This is a genomic window from Kitasatospora sp. NPDC101183 (assembly GCF_044767945.1).
Classification (GTDB): domain Bacteria; phylum Actinomycetota; class Actinomycetes; order Streptomycetales; family Streptomycetaceae; genus Kitasatospora.
Genome location: NZ_JBIWOW010000003.1, coordinates 182,274 through 202,472 on the forward strand (window position 1 = coordinate 182,274; position 20,199 = coordinate 202,472).

Genomic DNA, 20,199 nt, shown 5'->3' on the forward strand with positions numbered 1-20,199 from the left:
TGACCGGACCGCCGCTGTCGATTTCATGAGAGGCGGTTCAACTCCGCTCGGACCAACCGTCGTTGGCCAGTCGGCAATTTACGGAGTGATGAGGCATGGACATAGCGATCTCTGCGGAGGGACTCCGCAAAAAATACGCCGAGCGTGAGGTGCTGAGTGGTGTCGACCTCTCCGTCCCGGCGGGAACGGTCCTCGGGCTCCTCGGCCCGAACGGGGCGGGGAAGACCACCACGGTGCGCATTCTCGCCACGCTGCTGGTCCCGGACGCCGGGCGGGTCTCCGTGGCCGGGTACGACCTCGCCCGGGAACCGAGGGAGATCCGGCGCCGCATCGGCCTGACCGGACAGTACGCCGCGGTCGACGAGATGCTCACCGGGCGGGAGAACCTCACGCTGATCGGCGTGCTGCTGCGCATGGGGCGCCGGCGGGCGCGGGCCCGCGCGGACGAACTCCTGGAGCGGTTCGAGCTGACCGATGCGGCGAACCGCCAGTCCAAGACCTACTCGGGCGGCATGCGGCGCCGGCTCGACCTCGCGGCGAGCCTCGTCGCGGCTCCCACCGTCCTCTTCCTGGACGAGCCGACCACCGGGCTGGACGTGACCAGCCGGCTCGTGCTGTACCGGATGGTCCGGGAGCAGGTGGAGAGCGGCGTGACGGTCCTGCTCACCACGCAGTACCTGGAGGAGGCCGACCAACTGGCCGACCGGATCATGCTGATCGACAAGGGCCGCACCATCGCCGAGGGCACCCCGAACGAGCTGAAGCGCAAGGTCGGCGGTGAGCGGCTGGAGGTGTCCGTGGCCACCGACCTGGAACTCCCGGCAGTGGTCAGCGCGATGGGCGCGGTCGCGTCCGTGGAGCCGACGGTCGACGAGGAGGCCCGCCGGGTCTCGGTGCCGCTGGTCGGCGGGGTGGAGAGCATCGCCGCGGTGGCCGCCAAGCTGAGGTCGGCCGAGGTGGAGCCCGTGGACTTCGCCGTCCGCCGTTCGTCCATGGACGACGTCTTCCTCGCCCTCACCGGGCAGGTCGCCGAGGTCGAGGCGGCGGGGCCGACGGACCGCAACGCCCGACAGGAATCGCAGGGGAAGGTAGCAGCATGAGCGACATCGCAGTCAGCGGAGCGGACGGCGCCGTCACCGGCAGGTTCGCCGGTGCCGTCAGTGACTCGGTGGCCCTGGTCGAGCGTCAGATGCGACAGCTCAAGCGGACGCCTGAGCAGTTGATCACGCTCACGCTGATGCCGGCCGTGTTCGTCATCGTGTTCGGCTTCCTGTTCGGCAGCGCGATGAAGGTTCCTGGCGGTATGAACTACCAGGAATACATCATGGCCGGAATCTTCGTCCAGGTCGTCCTGGGCAACGTGGGACTCACGGCCATGGGCGTGGTGACGGATCTCCACAACGGCCTGATGGACCGCTTCCGTTCACTGCCGATCTCACGCTCGGCCGTGCTGATCGGCCGCACCACCAGCGACGTGATCGTGGTGGCCTGGAGCTTCCTGCTGATGTCGGTCATCGGCTACGCCATCGGCTGGCGGACGCACGAGGGCTTCCTGTCGATGCTGGCCGGCTTCGGACTGCTGCTCCTGCTCGCCTTCGCGACGTCCTGGCTCGGTGCGCTGCTCGGCCTGGTGCTGCGCAACGCCCCGGCCGTGAACGGCGTGAGTGCCGTCATCGTGATGCCGATGTCGTTCCTGTCGAACGCGTACATCCCGCTCGACGGACTGCCCGGCTGGATGCAGGAGATCGCCGGCTGGAATCCGGTGAGCGCGGTCGTCCTGGCCAGCCGCAAGCTCTTCGGCAACGCCGCACCGACATCGGCCGACCAGACGTTTCCCATGCAGCACCCGGTGCCGATGGCCCTGATCCTGACCGTCGCCCTGATCGCCGTCGCCGTTCCGCTGGCGACCCGGGCCTTCGAGAAGTCGGCCGCCAAGAAGTAGGAACCGCTGGTTCACACCGATCCGGGCCTTCTCCCGTTCCGTCGGGGGAGGCCCGGACTTCGTCGCCGCCAACGGCGACTTCGCCCTCAGGAACACGAGTGGACAGCCCGTCCGGACACAGCACGGAGGAATGACACATGCAGGTCCCCGTCGGTGAGTTTCTCTTCGATGTCGACGTGTCCGGCCCGGACGACGGCGAGCCCGTTCTCCTGCTGCACGGCTTTCCCCAGAGCCGGCACTGCTGGCACGCCATCGCGCCGGAGCTGAACCGGGCCGGTCTGCGCACCATCGCGCCCGACCAGCGCGGCTACTCCGCCGGCGCCCGGCCGACGGGAGCGCAGTCCTACGCGCTGCCGCTGCTGGGTGGGGATGCCGTGGGCATCCTCGACGCCCTGGGGGTCGAGGACGCCCACGTGGTGGGTCATGACTGGGGTGCGGTGGTCGCCTGGTACCTGGCCGCGGAGCACCCGAGCCGGGTGCGCACGCTGACCGCCCTGTCGGTGCCCCACCTCGAAGCGTACTGGTGGGCCCTGCGCAACGACCCGGTGCAGCGTCAACTCTCGCAGTACATCGCCTTCTTCGTCACGGAGGAGAGCACGGCGGCGCTGCTCGCCGACGACGCGGCGATGCTGCGCACCCTCTTCGGCCCGGCCGTCGCTCCCGAACAGGTGGAGCGCTACCTCGCGCTCCACGCCCAACCGGGCGTCCTGGACGCGACGTTGAACTGGTACCGCTCCGGCAGCCTGCTCGACTCGTCGGAGCGGCTCCGCCCGGTGTCGGCGCCCACCACGCTGATCTCCAGCGACGGTGACGGGGCGGCCAGCAGGACGGCCGTGGAGAAGGCCGCCGACCACGTCACCGGCCCCTACCGGCTGGTGACGCTGGAAGGTGTCTCGCACTTCCAGCCGGAGGAGGCGCCGGAGCGGGTCACCGACGAGATCCTGGCCCGGGTGGGCCGGTCCTGAGCGCAGTGGTCCGAAGACACGTCAGGGGCGGTCCTCCTCGGACCGCCCCTCGTCGCGTGCCGGCGGCGCTGCCGGGGACGGTCAGTTCCGGTCTCGGAGCACGAGCGTGCAGCACTTCACGCTGCCACCGCCCTTGAGCAGCTCGGAGAGGTCCATCCCGATCGGCCGGAAGCCCCGCTCGCGCAGCTTCGCCGTCAGGCCGGCCGCCGCTTCGGGCAGGACGACGTTGAGGCCGTCGCTGACCGCGTTGAGGCCGAACGCCTCGGCGTCGGCCTCGCTCGCCAGCAGAGCGTCCGGGAAGAGCCGCCGCAGCACCGCCCGACTGCCCGGCGAGAAGGCGTCCGGGTAGTACATCACCTCGTCCTCGTCCAGCACGCAGAGCGCGGTGTCGAGGTGGTAGAAGCGCGGGTCGACGAGATCCAGGCCGACCACCGGACGGCCGAAGAACTCCTGGGCTTCGGCATGGGCGTCGGAAACGCTGCGGAAGCCCCGGCCCGCCAGCACGTACCTGCCGGCGAGGAGGAAGTCGCCCTCGCCCTCGTTCACATGGACCGGGTCGTGCGTCTCCCGGTAGCCCCGGGCCCGGAACCAGTCCAGGTAGGCGGGACCCTCGGCGTGCCGCTCGGCGTTGCGGAAGCGGGCTCCGAGGACCTTGCCGTCCACCACCGTCGCGCCGTTGGCGGCATAGACCATGTCCGGCAGGCCCGGCACCGGCTCGATCAGCTCGACCCGGTGCCCCAACTCCGTGTAGAGGGTGCGCAGCCGCTCCCACTGGAGGACGGCGAGCTCCACGTCCACGGGCTTGTCGGGGTCCATCCACGGGTTGATCGAGTACGTCACCTCGAAGTGGCTCGGGCGGCACATCAGGTAGTGGTGGGGACGCGGCCGGCGGATCTGCGGCCCTTGTCCCGTTCGTCTCGGCTGTCCTGCCTGTCCTGTCTGTCCTGTCTGTCCCATCGGAACTCCTCGGGATCGAGGCGCCCCGGCGCGGCTCGAACGCACGCGCCGGGGCACCGACTTGTGGAAACGGAGCCGTCGGGCTCCGGCCGTCCGGCTCAGAAGCCCCATTCCTCCTGCAACAGGTCGAGATCCTGCTGGCTCAGGTTGACCAACGGGAGGTCGGAGGGCGTGTAGCCGCCGGCGGCCGGGCCGACCCCGTGGTCGACGAGCGCGGTCAGGGCGCGGAACCAGGCCTCGGCCAGGGCGCGCACCTCCTCCTCCCCGAACAGTTCCCGCGGCCAGGACCAGACGGCCACCAGGCGCGGGCCGTCGGAGTGGTCCTGGACCACCGCGTTGAGGTCCAGGGCGTGCCGGAAGGGCATCTCGGGGTCGAAGCCGCTGCCCAGATCGGCACCCGAGAGCGGGGTCCAGTCCGCGGCGGCCCGGTGGTCGTCGGCCGCGTCGATCCGGCCGAGGTAGTTGAACCCGATCCGGGGCGCCGGCAGGGCCGCCAGCGCGGGGCCGGTGTGCTCGTTGAGGTAGCGCAGCAGCCCGTAGCCCAGACCGTGGTCCGGTACGGCGCGCAACTGCTCCTTGACCTCCTTGAGGGCGCGGCCCAGGGCGGGGCCGCCCGCCCAGACGTCCGGCCAGTCCGCCGGGCCGACCCCGGGGTCGAGTCGCACGGGGTACAGGCTGGTGAACCAGCCGACCGTCCGCGAGACGTCGAGTTCGTCGGCGATCTCCTCCCGGCCGTGTCCTTCGAGGTCCAGCAGAACGCCGTGCCCGGACGCCGGCCGGCCCCGCCAGTCGAGGACGGCCAGGGCGAACGCGGTCAGCAGGACGTCGTTGACGCCCGCGTGGAAGGCGGCCGGCACCGAGGTCAGCAGCGGTTCGGTCCGCTCGGCAGGCAGGGTGAGCGTGAGCTGCTGGGAGGTCGCGACGGTGTCGCGCCGCGGGTCGAGTTCCCGCGCGCCCAGCGCGGGCTGGGGGGCGTCGAGGATGTCGGTCCAGAGCGGGAGTTCCGCCAGCCGACGGGGCGACCGGGCGGCCGTGACGAGGTGCTCGGCCCAGCGCCGGAACGAGGTCCCGACCGGGCCGTGGTCCACCTCCCGGCCGTCGGCCGCGTACTGCTGCGCCAGCTCCTGCAGCAGGATCCGCCAGGAGACGCCGTCGACCACCAGGTGGTGGAGCATCAGCAGCAGTTGCCCGGTGGCGCCGGGCCCGGCGTCGAACCAGACGGCCTGGAGCATCGTGCCGGCCTCGGGGGACAGGCGCTGCTGGGCGGCCCGCGCCTCGCCGGGGACGTCGGCGCCGGCCAGGTCGACCCGCCGCAGGAGGTCCTCGGCCCGGACGCTGCCCCGGGGCGGCGTCTCCAGCGCCCAGGCGCCGTCGGGGAGCCGCGTGAGGCGCATCCGCAGGGCGTCGTGGCGGTCCAGCAGCGCCTGGAGCACCCGCACCAGGTGCCCGGACGTGCAGTCCGCCGGGGACTGCACCAGCACGGCCTGGTTGAACCCGTCGACCGGCCCGCCGGACTCCCGTAGCCAGTGCATGACCGGTGTCGGCGGCACCGGGCCGATACCGGCGTCCGGGTCCTCCTCGGTCGTGCGGGACACCGTCTCCGCGACCACGGCCAGGTCCGCGACCGTCTGGTGCTGGAACACGTCGCCGGTCCTCAGGAGCAGACCGGCCTTGTGTGCCCGGCTGACCAGCTGGATCGACATGATGCTGTCACCGCCGAGGGCGAAGAAGCCGTCGTCGATACCGACCCCGTTCAGGCCGAGGACCTCGGCGAACAGCGAGCAGAGCAGCTCCTCCCGGTCGTTGCGCGGAGCGCGCCCGCTGGTCAGAGCGCTGAAGTCGGGCGCGGGCAGGGCCCGGCGGTCGAGCTTGCCGTTGGCCGTCAGCGGCAGCCGGTCCAGCGTCACGAACGCCGCCGGCACCATGTGGTCGGGCAGGGAATCCGCCACCCGGGCCCGGACGGCGTCGACGTCGACGCCGCCGGCCGCGGCGACCAGGTAGGCCACCAGGCGCTTCACGCCCGGCTGGTCCTCGCGCACGACCACCGCGACCTGGGTGACCTCGTCGTGGCCCGCGACGACGGCCTCGATCTCGCCGGGTTCGATCCGGAAGCCGCGGATCTTGACCTGCTCGTCCGCGCGCCCCATGAACTGGACCTGCCCGTCGGCGGTCCAGCGCACCAGGTCGCCGGTGCGGTACATCCGCTCGCCCGGGGCGCCGTACGGGTCGGCGACGAACCGCTCGCCCGTCAGCGCCGGCCGGTGCAGGTACCCGCGCGCCAGGCCCACGCCCGCGACGTACAACTCGCCCGGCACGCCCGTCGGGACCAGGCGCAGCGCACTGTCGAGCACGCGCAGGCGCATGGAATCCATCGGCCGGCCGATCGGTACCGACGGCGGAACCGCCCGTGCCGACTCCATCCGGAAGGAGGTCGCGAAGGTGGTGGTCTCCGTGGGGCCGTAGCCGTCCACGACGACCAGGCCCGGGCACGCGTCGAGCACCTTGCGCACAGCCTCGGCCGGGACGACGTCGCCGCCGGTCCACACCTCGCGCAGGCCGGCCAGGCAGCCGGGGTCGTCCTCGGCGAACAGGCGGAACAGCGCGGCCGTCAGCCACAGCGCGCGAACCCGGTGACGGGCGACGGTCTCGCGGAGCGTCACCGTGGTCAGCTCGCCCGGAGGCGCGACCACGACCCGGCCGCCGGACAACAGCGGCACCCACAGCTCGTAGGTCGAGGCGTCGAACGCCTGCGCGGAGTGCAGCAGCACGGCTTCGTGGCCCTCGGCGTAGCGGCTGTCCGTCGCCAGTGCCACGACGTCGCCGTGCGTGACGGCCACGCCCTTCGGCGCCCCGGTCGACCCCGAGGTGTACATCACGTACGCGAGGTTGTCCGGCGCCACCGCGCCGCCGCGTTCGTCGTCCGTCAGATCGCCGTCCGCGAGCCGCGACAGGTCCACCTCGGGCGACCCGAGCACCAGCACGGGCACGTCGGCCGTCAGCGCCGGGCCCAGGGCGGCGGTGGCCTCGGCGGTGGAGAGCACCACCGTCGGCCGTGCCTCCCGGAGCATGTACGTGATCCGCTCGGCGGGGTAGTCCGGGTCCACCGGAAGGTAGCCCGCGCCGGTCTTCAGCACCGCGAGCAGGGCGACGACCAGCTGTTCCGAACGCGGCAGGGCCAGTCCCACCAGCTTCTCGGGCCCTGCTCCCCGTGCGACCAGGAACCGCGCCAGGCGGTTGGCCCGGGCGTTGACCTCCGCGTAGGAGAGCGTCGTCCCGCCGCTCACCACCGCGACCGCGTCGGGCACGCTCGCCGCCCGGGCTTCGAACAGCGCGGTCAGCGAGCCGTCCACCGCGTCGTGGCCGGTGGTGTTCCACTCGGTCAGGATCCGCTCGCGCTCGGCCCGGCCCAGGACGTCCACGGCCACGACGGGCCGGTCCGGGTCGGCGGTCACCGCCTCCAGCACCCGCTCCAGGCGGCGGGCCAGCTCCTCGACCGTGGCGCGGTCGAACAGGTCGGTGGCGAACTCGATCGCGCCCTCGATCCCGGCGGGCGCGTCGTCCGGGCCGAAGCGCTCCCCGAGCTGGAACGACAGGTCGAACTTCGCCGTGTCGATCTCCAGCGGCAGCGGACGCACCGCCACCTCGTCCAGGTCGAGCCGGCCCCGGGGGGTGTTCTGCATCGTCAGCATCACCTGGAACAGGGGATGCCGGGCCCGGGAGCGGGCCGGGTTGAGCTCCTCGACCAGCTGCTCGAACGGGAGGTCCTGGTTGGCGTAGGCGGACAGGTCGGTCTCCCGTACCCGCTCGACCAGTTGGCGGAAGCTCGGGTTCCCCGAGAGGTCGGTGCGCAGCACCAGGGTGTTGACGAAGAACCCGACCAGGTCGTCGAGCGCCTCGTCGGTGCGGCCGGCGATCACGCTGCCGATCGGGACGTCCTCGCCGGCGCCCATCGTGCCGAGCAGGACGGCGGTCGCGGCCTGCACGACCATGAACACGCTGCTGCCGGTGTCCCGGGCGAGCCGGGCGACCGCGTCGTGCAGGTCGGGGCCGATCCGGACGTCGACGGTCCCACCGCGGTAGCTGAGCCGCCCCGGGCGCGGTCGGTCGGTGGGGAGCACCAGCTCCTCCGGCAGCCCGGCGAGGGCCTTGCGCCAGTGCTCCAGCTGTCCGGCCAGCGGGCTGTCCGCGTCGTTCCTGTCGCCCAGCACCTCGCGCTGCCACAGCGTGTAGTCCGCGTACTGGACGGGCAGCGGCTCCCACGCGGGCGCCGTACCCGCGCGACGGGCCCGGTAGGCGGCGGAGAGGTCGCGCGACAGCGGGGCCATCGACCAGCCGTCGCCGGCGATGTGGTGCACCACCAGCAGCAGGACGAACTCCTCCGGGCCGAGCTGGAACAGCCAGGCACGCAGCGGGGGGTCGACGGCCAGGTCGTAGCCGCTGGAGGCGGCCCGGGACAGTTCCCCGTCCAGTTCGGCCGCGGTGACCTGGGCGACCGTCAGCTCGAAGCCGGCCTGTTCCGGGCTCAGGACCAGCTGGCTCGGCTGCCCGTCGACGTCGGGGAAGACGGTGCGCAGGCTCTCGTGCCGGGCCAGGACGTCCCCGAGCGCGGCCCGGAGGGCGGCCTGGTCCACCGGCCCGGACAGGCTCAGGGAGAGACCGGTGTTGTAGTTGCCGCCCGCCTCCTGGAAGCGGTTGACGAACCAGAGACGCTGCTGCGCGGGCGACAGCGGGATGCGCGCGGGCCGCGGCATGACGGTCAGGGCCCGGCGTGCCGTGCCCGCGTCGGCGAGCCGCTGCGCCAGGGCGGCGACGGACGGTGCGGTGAAGACGTCCGCCACCGTGAGCTCGGCACCGAGCTCGGAGCGGATCCGGCTCACCAGCCGCGTCGCCAGCAGCGAGTGCCCGCCGAGGTCGAAGAAGCTCCGGTCGATGCCGACCCGCCCGAGGCCCAGCACCTCGGCGAAGAGCCCGCACAGCAGCTCCTCCTGGGGGGTGCGCGCGGCCCTCTCCGGCGCGCCCGCGCCGAAGTCCGGTGCGGGCAGCGCCCTGCGGTCCAGCTTGCCGTTGGCCGTCGTCGGGATCGCGTCGATCACCACGACGGCCGCCGGAACCATGTAGTCGGGCAGGGCCGTGGCCACCGCGGCCCTGATCCCGGCCGGGTCGGGCGCGCCGCCGGGGGCCGGCACCACGTAGGCGACCAGTTGCTTGTCGCCCGGCCGGTCCTCCCGGACGACCGCGACCGCGCGGGCGACCTGCTCATCGCGGGCCACGACGGCCTCGATCTCCCCGAGCTCGATCCGGAAGCCGCGGATCTTGACCTGGTCGTCGACGCGGTGGAGGTATTCCAGTTCGCCGTCCCGGCTCCAGCGGACGAGGTCGCCGGAGCGGTACATCCGCTCGCCGGGCTCCCCGAACGGGCAGGCGACGAACCGCTCGGCCGTCAGACCCGGCCGGTGCAGGTAGCCGCGGGCCAGGCCGTCACCGGCGATGTAGAGCTCGCCGGGCACCCCGGCGGGGACCGGGCGCAGGGCGTCGTCGAGGACGAAGACGCGGATGTTGGCGATCGGCCGGCCGATGGGCGGCACCCCGGTGCCCGGGGCGAGGGGGGAGCTCATGGTGGTGCAGACGGTGGACTCGGTCGGGCCGTAGGCGTTGATCATCCGACGGCCCGGCGCCCATCGCGTCACCAGGTCCGCCGGGCACGCCTCGCCCGCGGTCACCAGGGTCATCCGGGGCGGCAACGCGTCGGTGTCGAGGGCCGCGACCAGGACGGGCGGCAGGGTCGCGTGCGTCACCCGCTGTCCGGCGAGCAGGGTGGACAGGGGCCGGCCGGCGGCCAGGTCCCCGGGGGTGGCCAGGACGAGTGCCGCGCCGGTCAGGACGGCGGTGCAGATCTCCGAGACGGAGGCGTCGAAGCTCGGCGAGGCGAACTGCAGGATCCGGCTGTCGGGGTGGATGTCGAACCGCTCCCGCTGGGCGGCGACCAGGCCGGCCACGCCGACATGGGTGACCACGACGCCCTTGGGCCGGCCGGTGGAGCCCGAGGTGTAGATCACGTAGGCGGCCTCGGAGGCCTGCCGGCCCTGCGGCGCCGCGGCCGGCCCGGCCGCGCCGCCGTCGGCCGGAAGCCGGTCCAGGAGCAGCCTGGACGGACCGTCGGCGACCGGACCGGGTATCGAGGCCTCGGCCTCCGTGTCGGTCAGGACCAGGACGGGCCGGGCGTCGTCGAGGATGTGGGCGATCCGGTCCGCCGGGTAGTCGGGGTCGACCGGCAGGTAGACCGCACCCGCCTTCTGCACCGCCAGGAAGGACACGATCAGCTCCACCGACCGGGGCAGCAGCACCGCGACGATCCGCTCCGGGCCGGCCCCGCGCTCGCGCAGCAGCCGGGCCAGGCGCTCGGCCCGCTCGTCCAGCTCCCGGTACGACAGGGCCACCTCGCCGAAGACCACCGCGGTGTTGTCGGGGACCTCGTCCACGCGGGCCCGGAAGAGGTCGGAGACGGTCGCGTGCGGCAGCGCCACGGCGGTGTCGTTCCACTCCACCAGCAGCTTGTGCCGCTCGGCCGGTGACAGCGTCTCCACCGAGTCCACCGGTGCGTCCGGCTCGGCGGCGACCGCCTCCAGGATCCGGACCAGCCGCGTGACGAGGTCCTGGACGGTCGTCTCGTCGAAGAGGTCGGCGGCGTAGTCGATGCTGCCCAGGACGCCGCCGGGCGCGCCGTCCACGCCCTCCTGCTCGCTGAGCCGCAGCATCAGGTCGAACTTGGCGGTCCCGGTGTCCAGCATCTCGGGTTCGGCCGTGAGCCCCGGCAGGGCCAGGGCCGGACGCGCGTTGTCCTGCACGTCCAGCGCGACCTGGAACAGCGGGTGGCGGGCCAGCGACCGGACCGGGTTGAGGGCCTCGACCACCTGCTCGAACGGGAGGTCCTGGTTGGCGTAGGCGGCGAGGTTGTTCTCCCGTACCCGGGCCAGCAGTTGGCGGAAGGTCGGGTGGCCGGAGGTGTCGGTCCGGAGCACCACCGAGTTGACGAAGAAGCCCACGAGGTCGTGCAGCGCCTCGTCGGTGCGCCCCGCGATGACGCTGCCGATCGGGATGTCGGCGCCCGCGCCCGTCCCGCTGAGCAGGGCCGCCAGCGCGGCCTGCGCCACCATGAACATGCTGGCGCGGCTCTCGGCCGCGAGGGCGAGGAGCAGGTCGTGGGTCCGGGAGGGGAGGCTGAACGGCACCCGGCCGCCCCGGTAGCCGGGCGTGGTGGGCCGCGGTCGGTCGGTGGGAAGGGCGATCTCCTCGGGCAGCCCGTCGAGCGCGGCCCGCCAGTACCGCAGCTGTCGCGCCAGCTCGCTCCCCGGGTCGGCGGCGTCCCCCATCACCTCCCGCTGCCACAGCACGTAGTCGGCGTACTGGACCGGGAGCGGTTGCCACTGCGGGGCGGTCCCCGAGCACCGGGCCGCGTAGGCGGCGGCGAGATCCCGGGTGAAGGGCGCCACGGACCACCCGTCACAGGCGATGTGGTGGACGACCAGCTGGAACACGTGCTCCTGTTCGGAGAGCCGGAAAAGCCTTGCGCGCAGCGGGAGTCGGGCGACGAGGTCGAAGCCCTGCCGGCCGCCCTCGGCGAGGGCGGCGGCGAGTTCGTCCGGGTCGGCCGGGATCACCGGCAGCGCGGGCCGGGCCGCCTCGGGGTCCAGGACCAGCTGCCGCGGCTGACCGTTCTCCGAGGGGAAGACGGTGCGCAGGCTCTCGTGCCGGGCCACCACGTCGCCCAGGGCCTCGTGCAGTGCCGCGGTGTCCAGGCGGCCGGTCAGCCGGATCGCCACGCCGTCGTTGTAGACCGCGCCGTCGTGCTGCAGCTGGTTGAGGAACCAGAGCCGGTTCTGGGCGGGGGAGAGCGGGAGGTGCTCCGGGCGCTCGGTGGGCCGCAGCGGCGGCCTCGCTCCGGCCGCGCCGCCCAGGTGCCCGGACAGCGCCGCGACCGTCGCGTTCTCGAAGACGGTGCGCAGCCCCAGCTCGACCTTCAGGGCCGAGCGGATCCGGCTCGCCAGCCGGGTCACCTGGAGCGAACGTCCGCCCAGGAGGAAGAAGTTGTCGTCGATCCCGACCTCCTCCACCCCCAGCGCCTCGGCGAAGAGGCGGCAGAGGATCTCCTCCTGCGGCGTACGGGGCGTACGGGGCGCACGGCCGGCGGCGTCGGTGCCGTCCTCGGGTGCCGTCGGGGCCGGCACCGCGTCGGCGGCCGGGGCCGCGGCGAGTGCGGCCAGGGCCCGCTCCCGGGCCTGCCGGGCGCGGGCCGGCACCGGGACGGTGTCCAGCCGCTGGCCCGGGTGGGCCGTGGTGAGGGCGCGCAGGTACTCCAGGAAGCCCTCGTGGTACGCGGCGAGGTCCTCCGCCCCGTAGAGCTCCGGGTTCGCGTCGCAGTCGATCTGCAGGCCTTCGCCGACGTTGCGCTGGTAGACCAGGAACGACAGGTCGTCGGTCGGCCCGGTCGACAGGGTGCACGGGCGGGCGGTGTGGCCGCCGAAGGAGAGTTCGGACTCCACCATCGCGATGTTGACGCTCGACCCGACCATCCGCCGTCCGTCGGCGAGCAGCCCGAGGTCCTGGCGCAGGTCCTCGTACGGGTAGCGCTGGTGCTTGGTGAGCGCCCGCATCTCGCGGGAGGTCTGGACGAGCAGCTCGGAGACGGTCGTGTCCGGCCGGACGGCCAGCCGCAGCGGGAGCACGTTGGACACCATGCCCGGGGTGGAACGGGCGGACGTGCTCTGCCGGTTGGAGACCGGGAAGCCCAGGACCACGTCCTCCTCGCCGGTCAGCCGGCCCAGGTACGCGGCGACGACCGCGGCCAGGGCCGGCGGCCAGGACACGCCGGCCTCACGGCCCAGCGATCGCAGCGCGTCGGACTCCTCGGTGGTGAGCCGGGCCGTGCGGTGGATCAGGTCCAGGGCGGCGCCGGGCTGCCGCCCGGACAGGCTCACCGGATCGGGGCAGTCCGCCATGCGCGCCAGCCAGAACTCCCGGTCGCGGGCGTGCCGTTCGGATCCCCGGTAGGCCGCGTCCTCCGCGACCAGCTCGTCGAGCGGGGCGAACGGGCTCTCCGGGGCGGGCAGTTGGCGGACCAGCGCCGAGTACACCTCGGGCACGCGCCGTCCGAGCAGGACGACGGTGTAGCCGTCCGTCAGCAGGTGGTGGTAGCGGTAGAACCAGAAGTACCGGTCCTCCGCGATCCTGAAGAGGGCGAAGTGGAAGAGCGGGTCGCGCAGCGGGTCCACCGGCCGGCCCAGCTCCTCGGCCATCAGGGCGAGTGCGGCGGCCCGCGGGTCGGCCTCCCGGCTGAGGTCGACGCGCCGCAGCGGCACGTCGACCTCGTCCTGCGGCACCACCCGCTGGACCGGTGCGCCGTCGACCTGGGCGAACCGCACCCGAAGCGTCTGCGCCTCACCGACCACCAGCCGCAGTGCGGTCTCCAGCACGTCCCCGTCCACCGGACCACTGATGTCCAGGTATTCGCCGAGGTTGAATACCGTGTTCCGCGGATTCATTTGCTGTGCGAACCAGACGCCGGTCTGGGCGGGAGTCAGCGGCAGCGAGCCGTCCTGTCGATCAGACACAACCAGTTCTCTCCAATCGAGGCAGCCCTGCCTGCTGTCCTGTTCCGTGCGCAACGGCAATCCTGAGCGGGCCCACCGTGGGCGACAACCGGCGCTGCATCAAGCTGCATTGACGGATCGTCCGGATGTCGGCCTTCCTGGCAGGTTGTTGCAGCGGATCCGGAGACGGATGAGGGCCGGGGCTATGGTCGGCGAAACGGTGAATCGTGGAGTTCCTGCGGCCGCCCTGACCCCGATCCGGTGGCGCACAGCTCGGCCGGGAGGGAATTGCCACCGGCCGGCCGAATCGGACAACTCCCGTACGAAGGGGAATCGATGAGCCCAAGCAGCCTCGACAGTGCTGTCTTCGGATTGTTCTCGACGCACGCCCTGGACCTGGCCATCAGGCACGGTGTCTTCTCCCACCTGATCGAGCAGACCTCGGCCGACGCCGAGAGCATCGCCAGGGCGAGGGGAATCGACGCGGACACCACCGAGCGTCTCCTGCTGGTGCTGGCCGCCGCCTCCGTGCTGGACCGCGGTGCCGACGGAACCTACCGGGTGGCCCCCGGGACGGTGCCCTACGTCGACCCGGCGAGCTCCCGCTACCTGGGGGAGTTCGTCAGCCACCTGGTGGCCAACACGGCCGGCCAGCTGTCGCTGCTCGACGACTACCTCCGGCGCGGCAAGGCGGCCGCGGACGTCGGACGCCCCGCGGTCTTCGACGGCATCTACCGGGACGAGGAGTCCACCAGGGCGTTCCTGGAGGCCATGTGGCAGCTGAGCTACGAGCCCTCCAAGGAGCTCGTGGCGCTGGCGCAACTCGCCGACGTCCGCAGGCTCGTGGACGTCGGCGGTGCGAGCGGCGCGTTCGCGGTGGCGGCCCTGGCCGAGTACTCCGGCCTCCGGGCCGCCGTCTTCGACCTGCCCCAGGTCGCGCCCCACCTGGACCGGGTCCGCCACGACCGGGGCCTGACCGACCGGCTCGAATTCGTTCCCGGCGACTTCTTCCAGGACGAGCTGCCGGCCGCCGACTGCCTGTCCTTCGGATACATCCTCTCCGACTGGGAGGACGGGACCTGCCTCGGGCTCCTGGAGAAGGCGTACCGCGCCTGCGCGCCCGGAGGCCGGGTCCTGGTGCTGGAACGCCTCTTCGACGAGCAGGGCGGGCCGCTGCCGACCGCGGTGATGAACCTGTCCATGCACGTGGAGACCCAGGGCCGGCACCGGACCGGCGCGGAGTACACCGCGCTGCTGGAGAAGGCGGGATTCACCGACTGCTCCGTGCACCGCTCCAGTTGGGACAAGCACCTGGTGATCGGGAGGAAGCCGTGACCGCACCGACCGACGCACCGGTCGACCTCCTGTCGATCCACGAGGACCTGCTGACCGAACGGCAGCAGGTCCTGGCCCGCCTCCAGCGGGAGCGCGGACGCAGCCTCCTGGAGCAGACCGACCGGGACTACCTGGCCGCGGTGCACGCCCAGGCGCTGTCGGCCGGGAACTCCGAGGACGCCGAGACGACCCGGCTGCTCACCCGCCCGTTCAGCACCGAGCTGCCCATACCGGACTACTACCGCTACACCTGCATGCACGTGTACAGCTGGTTCCTGGACCGCTACCCGGAGGACCCGGTCGACGGCGCCCTGCTGGCCCTCCACGAGACCCTGGCGGATCTGGTCGAGGTGGAGCGGGCGGCCTGGGACGAGGACGCCCGGCCGCAGCACGTCGTCGAGCGGATCGAGCTCCTGACCGGTGTCCTCGCCAAGATCCGCGCCGTTCCGCTGGACCCGGTGGCGGGCGTGAGCGTGGGCGACCGGCTGCGCCACGTGGCGGCCGACCCGGTCCTCGGACGCCGGCTCGCGCTGCTGGTGGAGTGCAGCCGTTTCCCCCGCTCGGACGAGCACGAGGAGTACATCTTCCTCCGCTCGGTGCAGGCCTCCGAGATGGTGTTCTTCGTGCTCCGCCGGCTGGCCACGGAGGTGGCCGCCGGCATGGAGACCTTCCCCGCCAGGTCGGCCTTCCGGCTGGCCCAGGCCAACGAGTGCGCCGAACTCGTCAGCGCGATCTTCGAGGCCCTGACGACGCTGACCCCCGAGGCGTTCATGACGTTCCGGGAGGCGACCGGGCAGGCCAGCGCGGTGCAGTCGATGAACTACCACGCGATGGAGATCGCCCTGTTCGGATTCGATCCGCGCAAGGCCGAGGTGTTCGCGCGGATCGATCACCTCGTCGTTTTCAACGACCCGGACGTCCAGGCCCACCGCTCGCTCGCGGCCGCCGCCGAGGACGCCGAGAACGAGATGCTGACGGCCGGATGGCGGCAACTGGACCGCACCATGGCGAGGTGGCGGGGCAGCCACTACCGGTTCGCCCGGACCTATCTCCCGGTCGGGACCAAGGGGTCCGGAAACACCGAGGGTGCGGGTTATGTCAGGAAATTCATGAAGAAGGACGTCTGCCTGGTCGGGACCGACCCCTATGCCGGCCTTCCCCTGCTGTCCGGTTTCCTCTCCTACTGAGGTGACGGGAATTCCCCTTCGGGCCCGCGCCGGCGGCCGGGTCCGTGATTTCCATTGAGTCGGAGGAGAGACGTGTCCTCAGTACCCCCCGGTTCCGCGCCGGGAAAGCGCCGTGTGGTGCTCACCGGATTCGGTGTCGTGTCCAGTATCGGAATCGGTGCGGCCGAGTTCACCGAAAGCCTGCGGGCGGGCCGCAGCGGAGTGAGCCCGATATCGGTGTTCGACGTGGAGGGCTTCGCCCACGGCAAGGGCTGCGAGGTGACCGAGTTCGCCCCCGAGCAGTGGATCACCCGCACTCCTGTGTCGGCCCTGGGCCGGGCGAGCCGGTTCGCGGTCGGGGCGGCGCGGATGGCCCTGGAGGACGCCGGGCTCGACCAGGAGTGGCTGGCCGCCCGGCACGGGCTGATCTCGGTGGGCACCACCGACGGCGAGTCCTACGAGCTGGACCAGTTGGTCGCCACGGAACTCGTCGACGGCCCCGAGCAGATGGACCCCGAGGTCGTCCGCAGGACCTCGGCCATCCGGCTGTCCACCGCCATCGCCCAGGAGCTGGAACTGACCGACGTCGAGGCGATGACCATCGCGACGGCCTGCTCCGCCGGCAACTACGCGATCGGCTACGGATTCGACGCGGTGCGCAACGGCGAGGCCGAGTTCGCCCTGTGCGGCGGCGCCGACGCGATGTGCCGCAAGACCTTCACCGGCTTCTACCGCCTGGGCACCATCGCCCCCGAGTGCTGCCAGCCCTTCGACGTCAACCGCAAGGGCATCCTGACCGGTGAGGGCGCCGGGGTCCTGGTGCTGGAGAGCCTGGAGTCCGCCCTGGCCCGCGGCGCCCGGATCTACGCCGAGGTGCTCGGCTACGGCCTCAACTGCGACGCCTACCACCAGGTGGCGCCCAACGGCGACAGCGTCGCCGAGTGCATGGCGATCGCGCTGCGCGACGCGGGCGTCAAGCCGGAGGAGGTCGACCTCATCTCCGCGCACGGCACCGGCACCAAGGCGAACGACATCACCGAGGCCGGCGCGATCCGGAGGGTCTTCGGCGACTCGACGCCGCGCACCATCTCGCTCAAGTCGATGCTCGGCCACACCATGGGCGCCGCCAGCGCCCTGGGGGCGATCGCCTGCGGCCTCGCCATCACCCACGGCTTCATCCCGCCGACGATCAACCACACCGAGACCGACCCCGAGTGCGACATCGACTGCGTGCCCAACCGGGCGGTCGAGGCGGACCTGCGGGTCGTCCAGAACAACGGCCTGGCCTTCGGCGGGAACAACGCGATCGTCGTGCTCGGCAAGTACGAGCCGGAGCGCCGTGACGACCGGGCGGGCCGTGCGGCATGAGCTACCCGATCACCGGAGTCGGCGCCGTGGCGAGCATCGGCGGCGACCCGCAGGAGATCTTCGAGGCGCTGTGCGCCGGCCGTAGCGGCATCGGACCCCTCGGCGGGTTCGACCGCTCCCGCTACAAGGCGCAGCAGCTGTTCGAGATCGACGACCGGCCGGCGGGCGGCGACGAACCCCACCGCGCCACCCGGCTGCTGGTCCGGGCCGTCCGCCAGGCCCTGCGCGACGCCGGCCTTCCCGAGGACCTCGGCGACACGCCGGTCCTGATCGGCACCGGGCTGCGCGAACTGCGCTCGCTGGAACTGTGGTGGCGCGACGGCGTCCCGTTCGGCGCCGACGAGCTGGACTTCGGCCCCGCGCTGCACCGTGAGTTCGGGGCGACGGACACCCACACCTTCGCCAACGCCTGCTCGGCCTCGCTGTACGCGCTCGCGCTCGGCTGGGACCTGCTGGCCCAGGGGGACGCGGACACCGTCGTCGTGGCCGGCTGCGACGTGGTCACCGAGTCCATGTTCGGCCAGGCCGACCGGATCCAGCTGACCCCGCCGACGGCGGTGCGCCCGTTCGACAGGGACCGCCAGGGCACCATCCTGGGCGAGGGCGCCGCCGCCGTGGTGCTGCGCAGGCACCCGGACCGGGACCGGCCCGTCCGCGGCCTGCTGCACTCCGTGGCGGTCAACTGCGACGCGCACCACACCACGGCACCCGACCCGGCCGGGGTGGGCGCCTCGGTCCGGCAGGCCCACGCGGCGGCCGGCATCGGGCCGCAGGACCTCGACCTGGTGCTGCTGCACGCCACCGGCACGCCGCTCAACGACCGTACCGAGGCCGAGGTGCTGGGCGAGGTGTTCGCCGGCGCCGCCCCGGCCATGACCGGGCTCAAGGGGCTGACCGGGCACACGTCCGGTTCGGCCGCCCTGCTGAGCCTGGTGGTCGCCCTGTCGGCGATCGAGAACGGGCGGATCCCGCACATGGCGGGCCTGGAGGACCCCCTGCCGGAGGGGGCCGGCCTGCGGCTGGTGACGGGCGCGCCCCTGACCGCGCCGGTCGGGCTCGCCCAGGTGAACGGCTTCGGCTTCGGCGGCGTCAACGCCGTGGCGATCGTGGGAGGTGCCGCATGACCGTGGCCGTCACCGGGCTGAGCGTGCTCCTGCCCGGCCTCACCGACCCCCGTGCGCTGCTGGAGGCTCCCACTCCCGAGGCCGCCCCGGTCGACCCGGCCGCCCTGATCGGCCGCAAGGGGCTGCGCTTCAAGGACCGTGCCACGCAGCTGGGGCTGAGCCTGGCCCAGGCCGCGCTGAACGACGCCGGCCTCATCGACGGAGCGGGCCCGGCCGCCGCCGGCGACCGGATCGGGGTGGTGGTCAGCACCAACCTGGGCAACGCGGACACGGTCTGCCGCGCCGTCGAGACCATCGCGAAGGAGAGCACCAGCGGGCTCAGCCCGATGGACACCCCGAACGCCTCCAGCAACATCGTCGCCTCCGAGATCGCGATCAGGTACGGCCTGCGCGGCCCCAACCTGACGCTCTGCAACGGCGTCACCTCCGGCCTGGACGCGGTGCGCTGGGCCACCCTGCTGCTGCGCTCCGGCCGGGCCGACCACATGCTGGTCATCGGTGTGGAGCCGGACAACCCGGTCACCCGCGCGCTGGTCGACGGCCGCGTGGTCGACGGGGGAGCCGGGGTGGTCCTCGGCCGCGCCGCGGACGGCGCACCGGCGCGGGCGCTGCTCGGCCCCCTGGTGCGGGCGGCCGACCTGCCGGGCTGCCTGAGCCGGCTGACCTCGGCCGTGCCCGGGGCCGCCGCCGTGATCGCCGCCGACCCGCTGCCCGGGACGGACGCCGTCGCGCGGATCGACCTCGGCGGCTGGGGCGAGTGCTCGGGCGCGCTCGGCGTGCTCCAGGTGGCCGCGGCCGTCGGCTGGGCCGACTCCGGCCGCCGCGAGCCCGTCCTCGCGCTGCTCGGCGGCCCCTCGGCACCGGCCGCCACCGGCCTGGCGCTCCACGCTCCCCGTGCTCCTCACACACTGGGGGAACGCCGATGAGCCGACTGCTGCTGCTGCACGGGCTCGGCAACAACGCCGGACTGTGGGCCGCCGCAACCCCCCACTGGCGCCCGGGACTTGAGGTGCACGCCCCGCAACTGCCCTGGAGCGGCGAGGGCATCGCCGGCTGGCGGCACGAGACCGACTCGGCCCGCCACGTCGAGCAGGCGCTCGACGCGGTCGAGGGCGGGGTCGACGTGATCGTCGCGCACTCCTTCGCCACCCTCCCGCTGCTCGAACTGCTCTGCCGCCGCGAGGCGGCCGGCGACCCGGTACGGGCGGCCGGCGTGGTGCTGGTGAACCCCTTCTACCGGCAGCGGGCGGAGGACTTCCACTGGGACGAGATCGTGCCCATGGTCGGCAACTTCCCGCAGACGGTCAGCGAGGGCATCCGCCTGCAGAGCGGAGCCAGGCCGATCGAGCCGGCCCTCCAGGCCGACATCATCCGCAAGCTCTGCGTGTGGATCGGTCCGTACGGCTGGCTGCGCTTCTACGACGCCTACCTGCGCACCCCCACCCTCCCCGTGCACCTGATCAGCGCCCCGTGCCTGGTCGTCGGCACCGAGCTGGACACCAGTGCCCCCGCCTCCGACGCCCGGCTGCTCGCGGCGCGGCTGCCGCGGGCCGAGAGCGTCCTGCTGCCCGGTGTCGGCCACTTCCCGATGCTGGAGGAGCCCCGTCGGTTCACCGACCTGGTCCACGCGTTCCTCGACCGCAGCCCCACCCGGTCCGGCCTCGCGGGCGATGCCCGGAGCCCGGTCTGACCGGTCCTGCCGACCCCACCGACCCCACCGACCCGAACAGAACTCTCACCACGAAGGAGACGGCG

At 72.8% G+C, this 20,199-nt stretch carries 11 protein-coding genes; 9 read left to right on the forward strand and 2 right to left on the reverse strand.

Annotated features, from left to right (window positions below; genetic code table 11):
• The first annotated feature begins 95 nt into the window (after positions 1 to 95).
• From ACIRRS_RS04665 to ACIRRS_RS04675, 3 genes are all read left to right on the forward strand, one after another.
• Entirely contained in the window at positions 96 to 1,100 is a 1,005-nt protein-coding gene (locus ACIRRS_RS04665) for an ATP-binding cassette domain-containing protein (RefSeq protein ID WP_402964975.1), read from the forward strand.
• A complete protein-coding gene (locus ACIRRS_RS04670) occupies positions 1,097 to 1,942 on the forward strand; it encodes an ABC transporter permease (protein ID WP_402964978.1) in 846 nt (281 codons plus the stop codon). The genes ACIRRS_RS04665 and ACIRRS_RS04670 overlap by 4 nt, the downstream gene beginning before the upstream one ends.
• Positions 1,943 to 2,079: 137 nt before the next feature.
• Positions 2,080 to 2,907 carry an alpha/beta fold hydrolase gene (locus tag ACIRRS_RS04675; RefSeq protein ID WP_402964980.1) on the forward strand — a complete coding sequence of 276 codons (828 nt, stop codon included), beginning with the start codon at positions 2,080 to 2,082 and terminating at the stop codon, positions 2,905 to 2,907.
• A gap of 81 nt (positions 2,908 to 2,988) precedes the next feature.
• On the opposite strand, the gene ddaH is transcribed toward ACIRRS_RS04675, so the two are convergent.
• The gene (gene ddaH / locus ACIRRS_RS04680; protein WP_402964983.1) at positions 2,989 to 3,975 is read right to left on the reverse strand and encodes a dimethylargininase; all 987 of its coding nucleotides are present in this window, start codon (positions 3,973 to 3,975) and stop codon (positions 2,989 to 2,991) included.
• A complete protein-coding gene (locus tag ACIRRS_RS04685; protein ID WP_402964985.1) occupies positions 3,963 to 13,472 on the reverse strand; it encodes an amino acid adenylation domain-containing protein in 9,510 nt (3,169 codons plus the stop codon). Before ACIRRS_RS04685 ends, ddaH begins: the two co-directional genes overlap by 13 nt.
• 315 nt (positions 13,473 to 13,787) lie before the next feature.
• On the opposite strand from ACIRRS_RS04685, the gene ACIRRS_RS04690 reads away from it, so the two are divergent.
• From ACIRRS_RS04690 to ACIRRS_RS04715, 6 genes are all read left to right on the forward strand, one after another.
• Positions 13,788 to 14,786, forward strand: coding sequence for a methyltransferase (locus ACIRRS_RS04690; RefSeq protein WP_402964987.1), 999 nt, complete (start codon positions 13,788 to 13,790; stop codon positions 14,784 to 14,786).
• Positions 14,783 to 15,973, forward strand: coding sequence for a hypothetical protein (locus ACIRRS_RS04695; protein ID WP_402964990.1), 1,191 nt, complete (start codon positions 14,783 to 14,785; stop codon positions 15,971 to 15,973). The genes ACIRRS_RS04690 and ACIRRS_RS04695 overlap by 4 nt, the downstream gene beginning before the upstream one ends.
• Before the next feature lie 72 nt (positions 15,974 to 16,045).
• Positions 16,046 to 17,320 (forward strand): beta-ketoacyl-[acyl-carrier-protein] synthase family protein, encoded by a 1,275-nt coding sequence (locus ACIRRS_RS04700; RefSeq protein WP_402964992.1) that lies wholly within the window; start codon positions 16,046 to 16,048, stop codon positions 17,318 to 17,320.
• Positions 17,317 to 18,444 carry a beta-ketoacyl-[acyl-carrier-protein] synthase family protein gene (locus ACIRRS_RS04705; RefSeq protein ID WP_402964994.1) on the forward strand — a complete coding sequence of 376 codons (1,128 nt, stop codon included), beginning with the start codon at positions 17,317 to 17,319 and terminating at the stop codon, positions 18,442 to 18,444. Before ACIRRS_RS04700 ends, ACIRRS_RS04705 begins: the two co-directional genes overlap by 4 nt.
• Positions 18,441 to 19,370, forward strand: a complete 930-nt coding sequence (locus ACIRRS_RS04710; protein ID WP_402964996.1) for a beta-ketoacyl synthase N-terminal-like domain-containing protein — start codon at positions 18,441 to 18,443, stop codon at positions 19,368 to 19,370. Before ACIRRS_RS04705 ends, ACIRRS_RS04710 begins: the two co-directional genes overlap by 4 nt.
• On the forward strand, positions 19,367 to 20,134 hold the full coding sequence (locus ACIRRS_RS04715) for an alpha/beta fold hydrolase (protein WP_402964998.1): 768 nt from the start codon (positions 19,367 to 19,369) through the stop codon (positions 20,132 to 20,134). Before ACIRRS_RS04710 ends, ACIRRS_RS04715 begins: the two co-directional genes overlap by 4 nt.
• Positions 20,135 to 20,199: the final 65 nt, after the last annotated feature.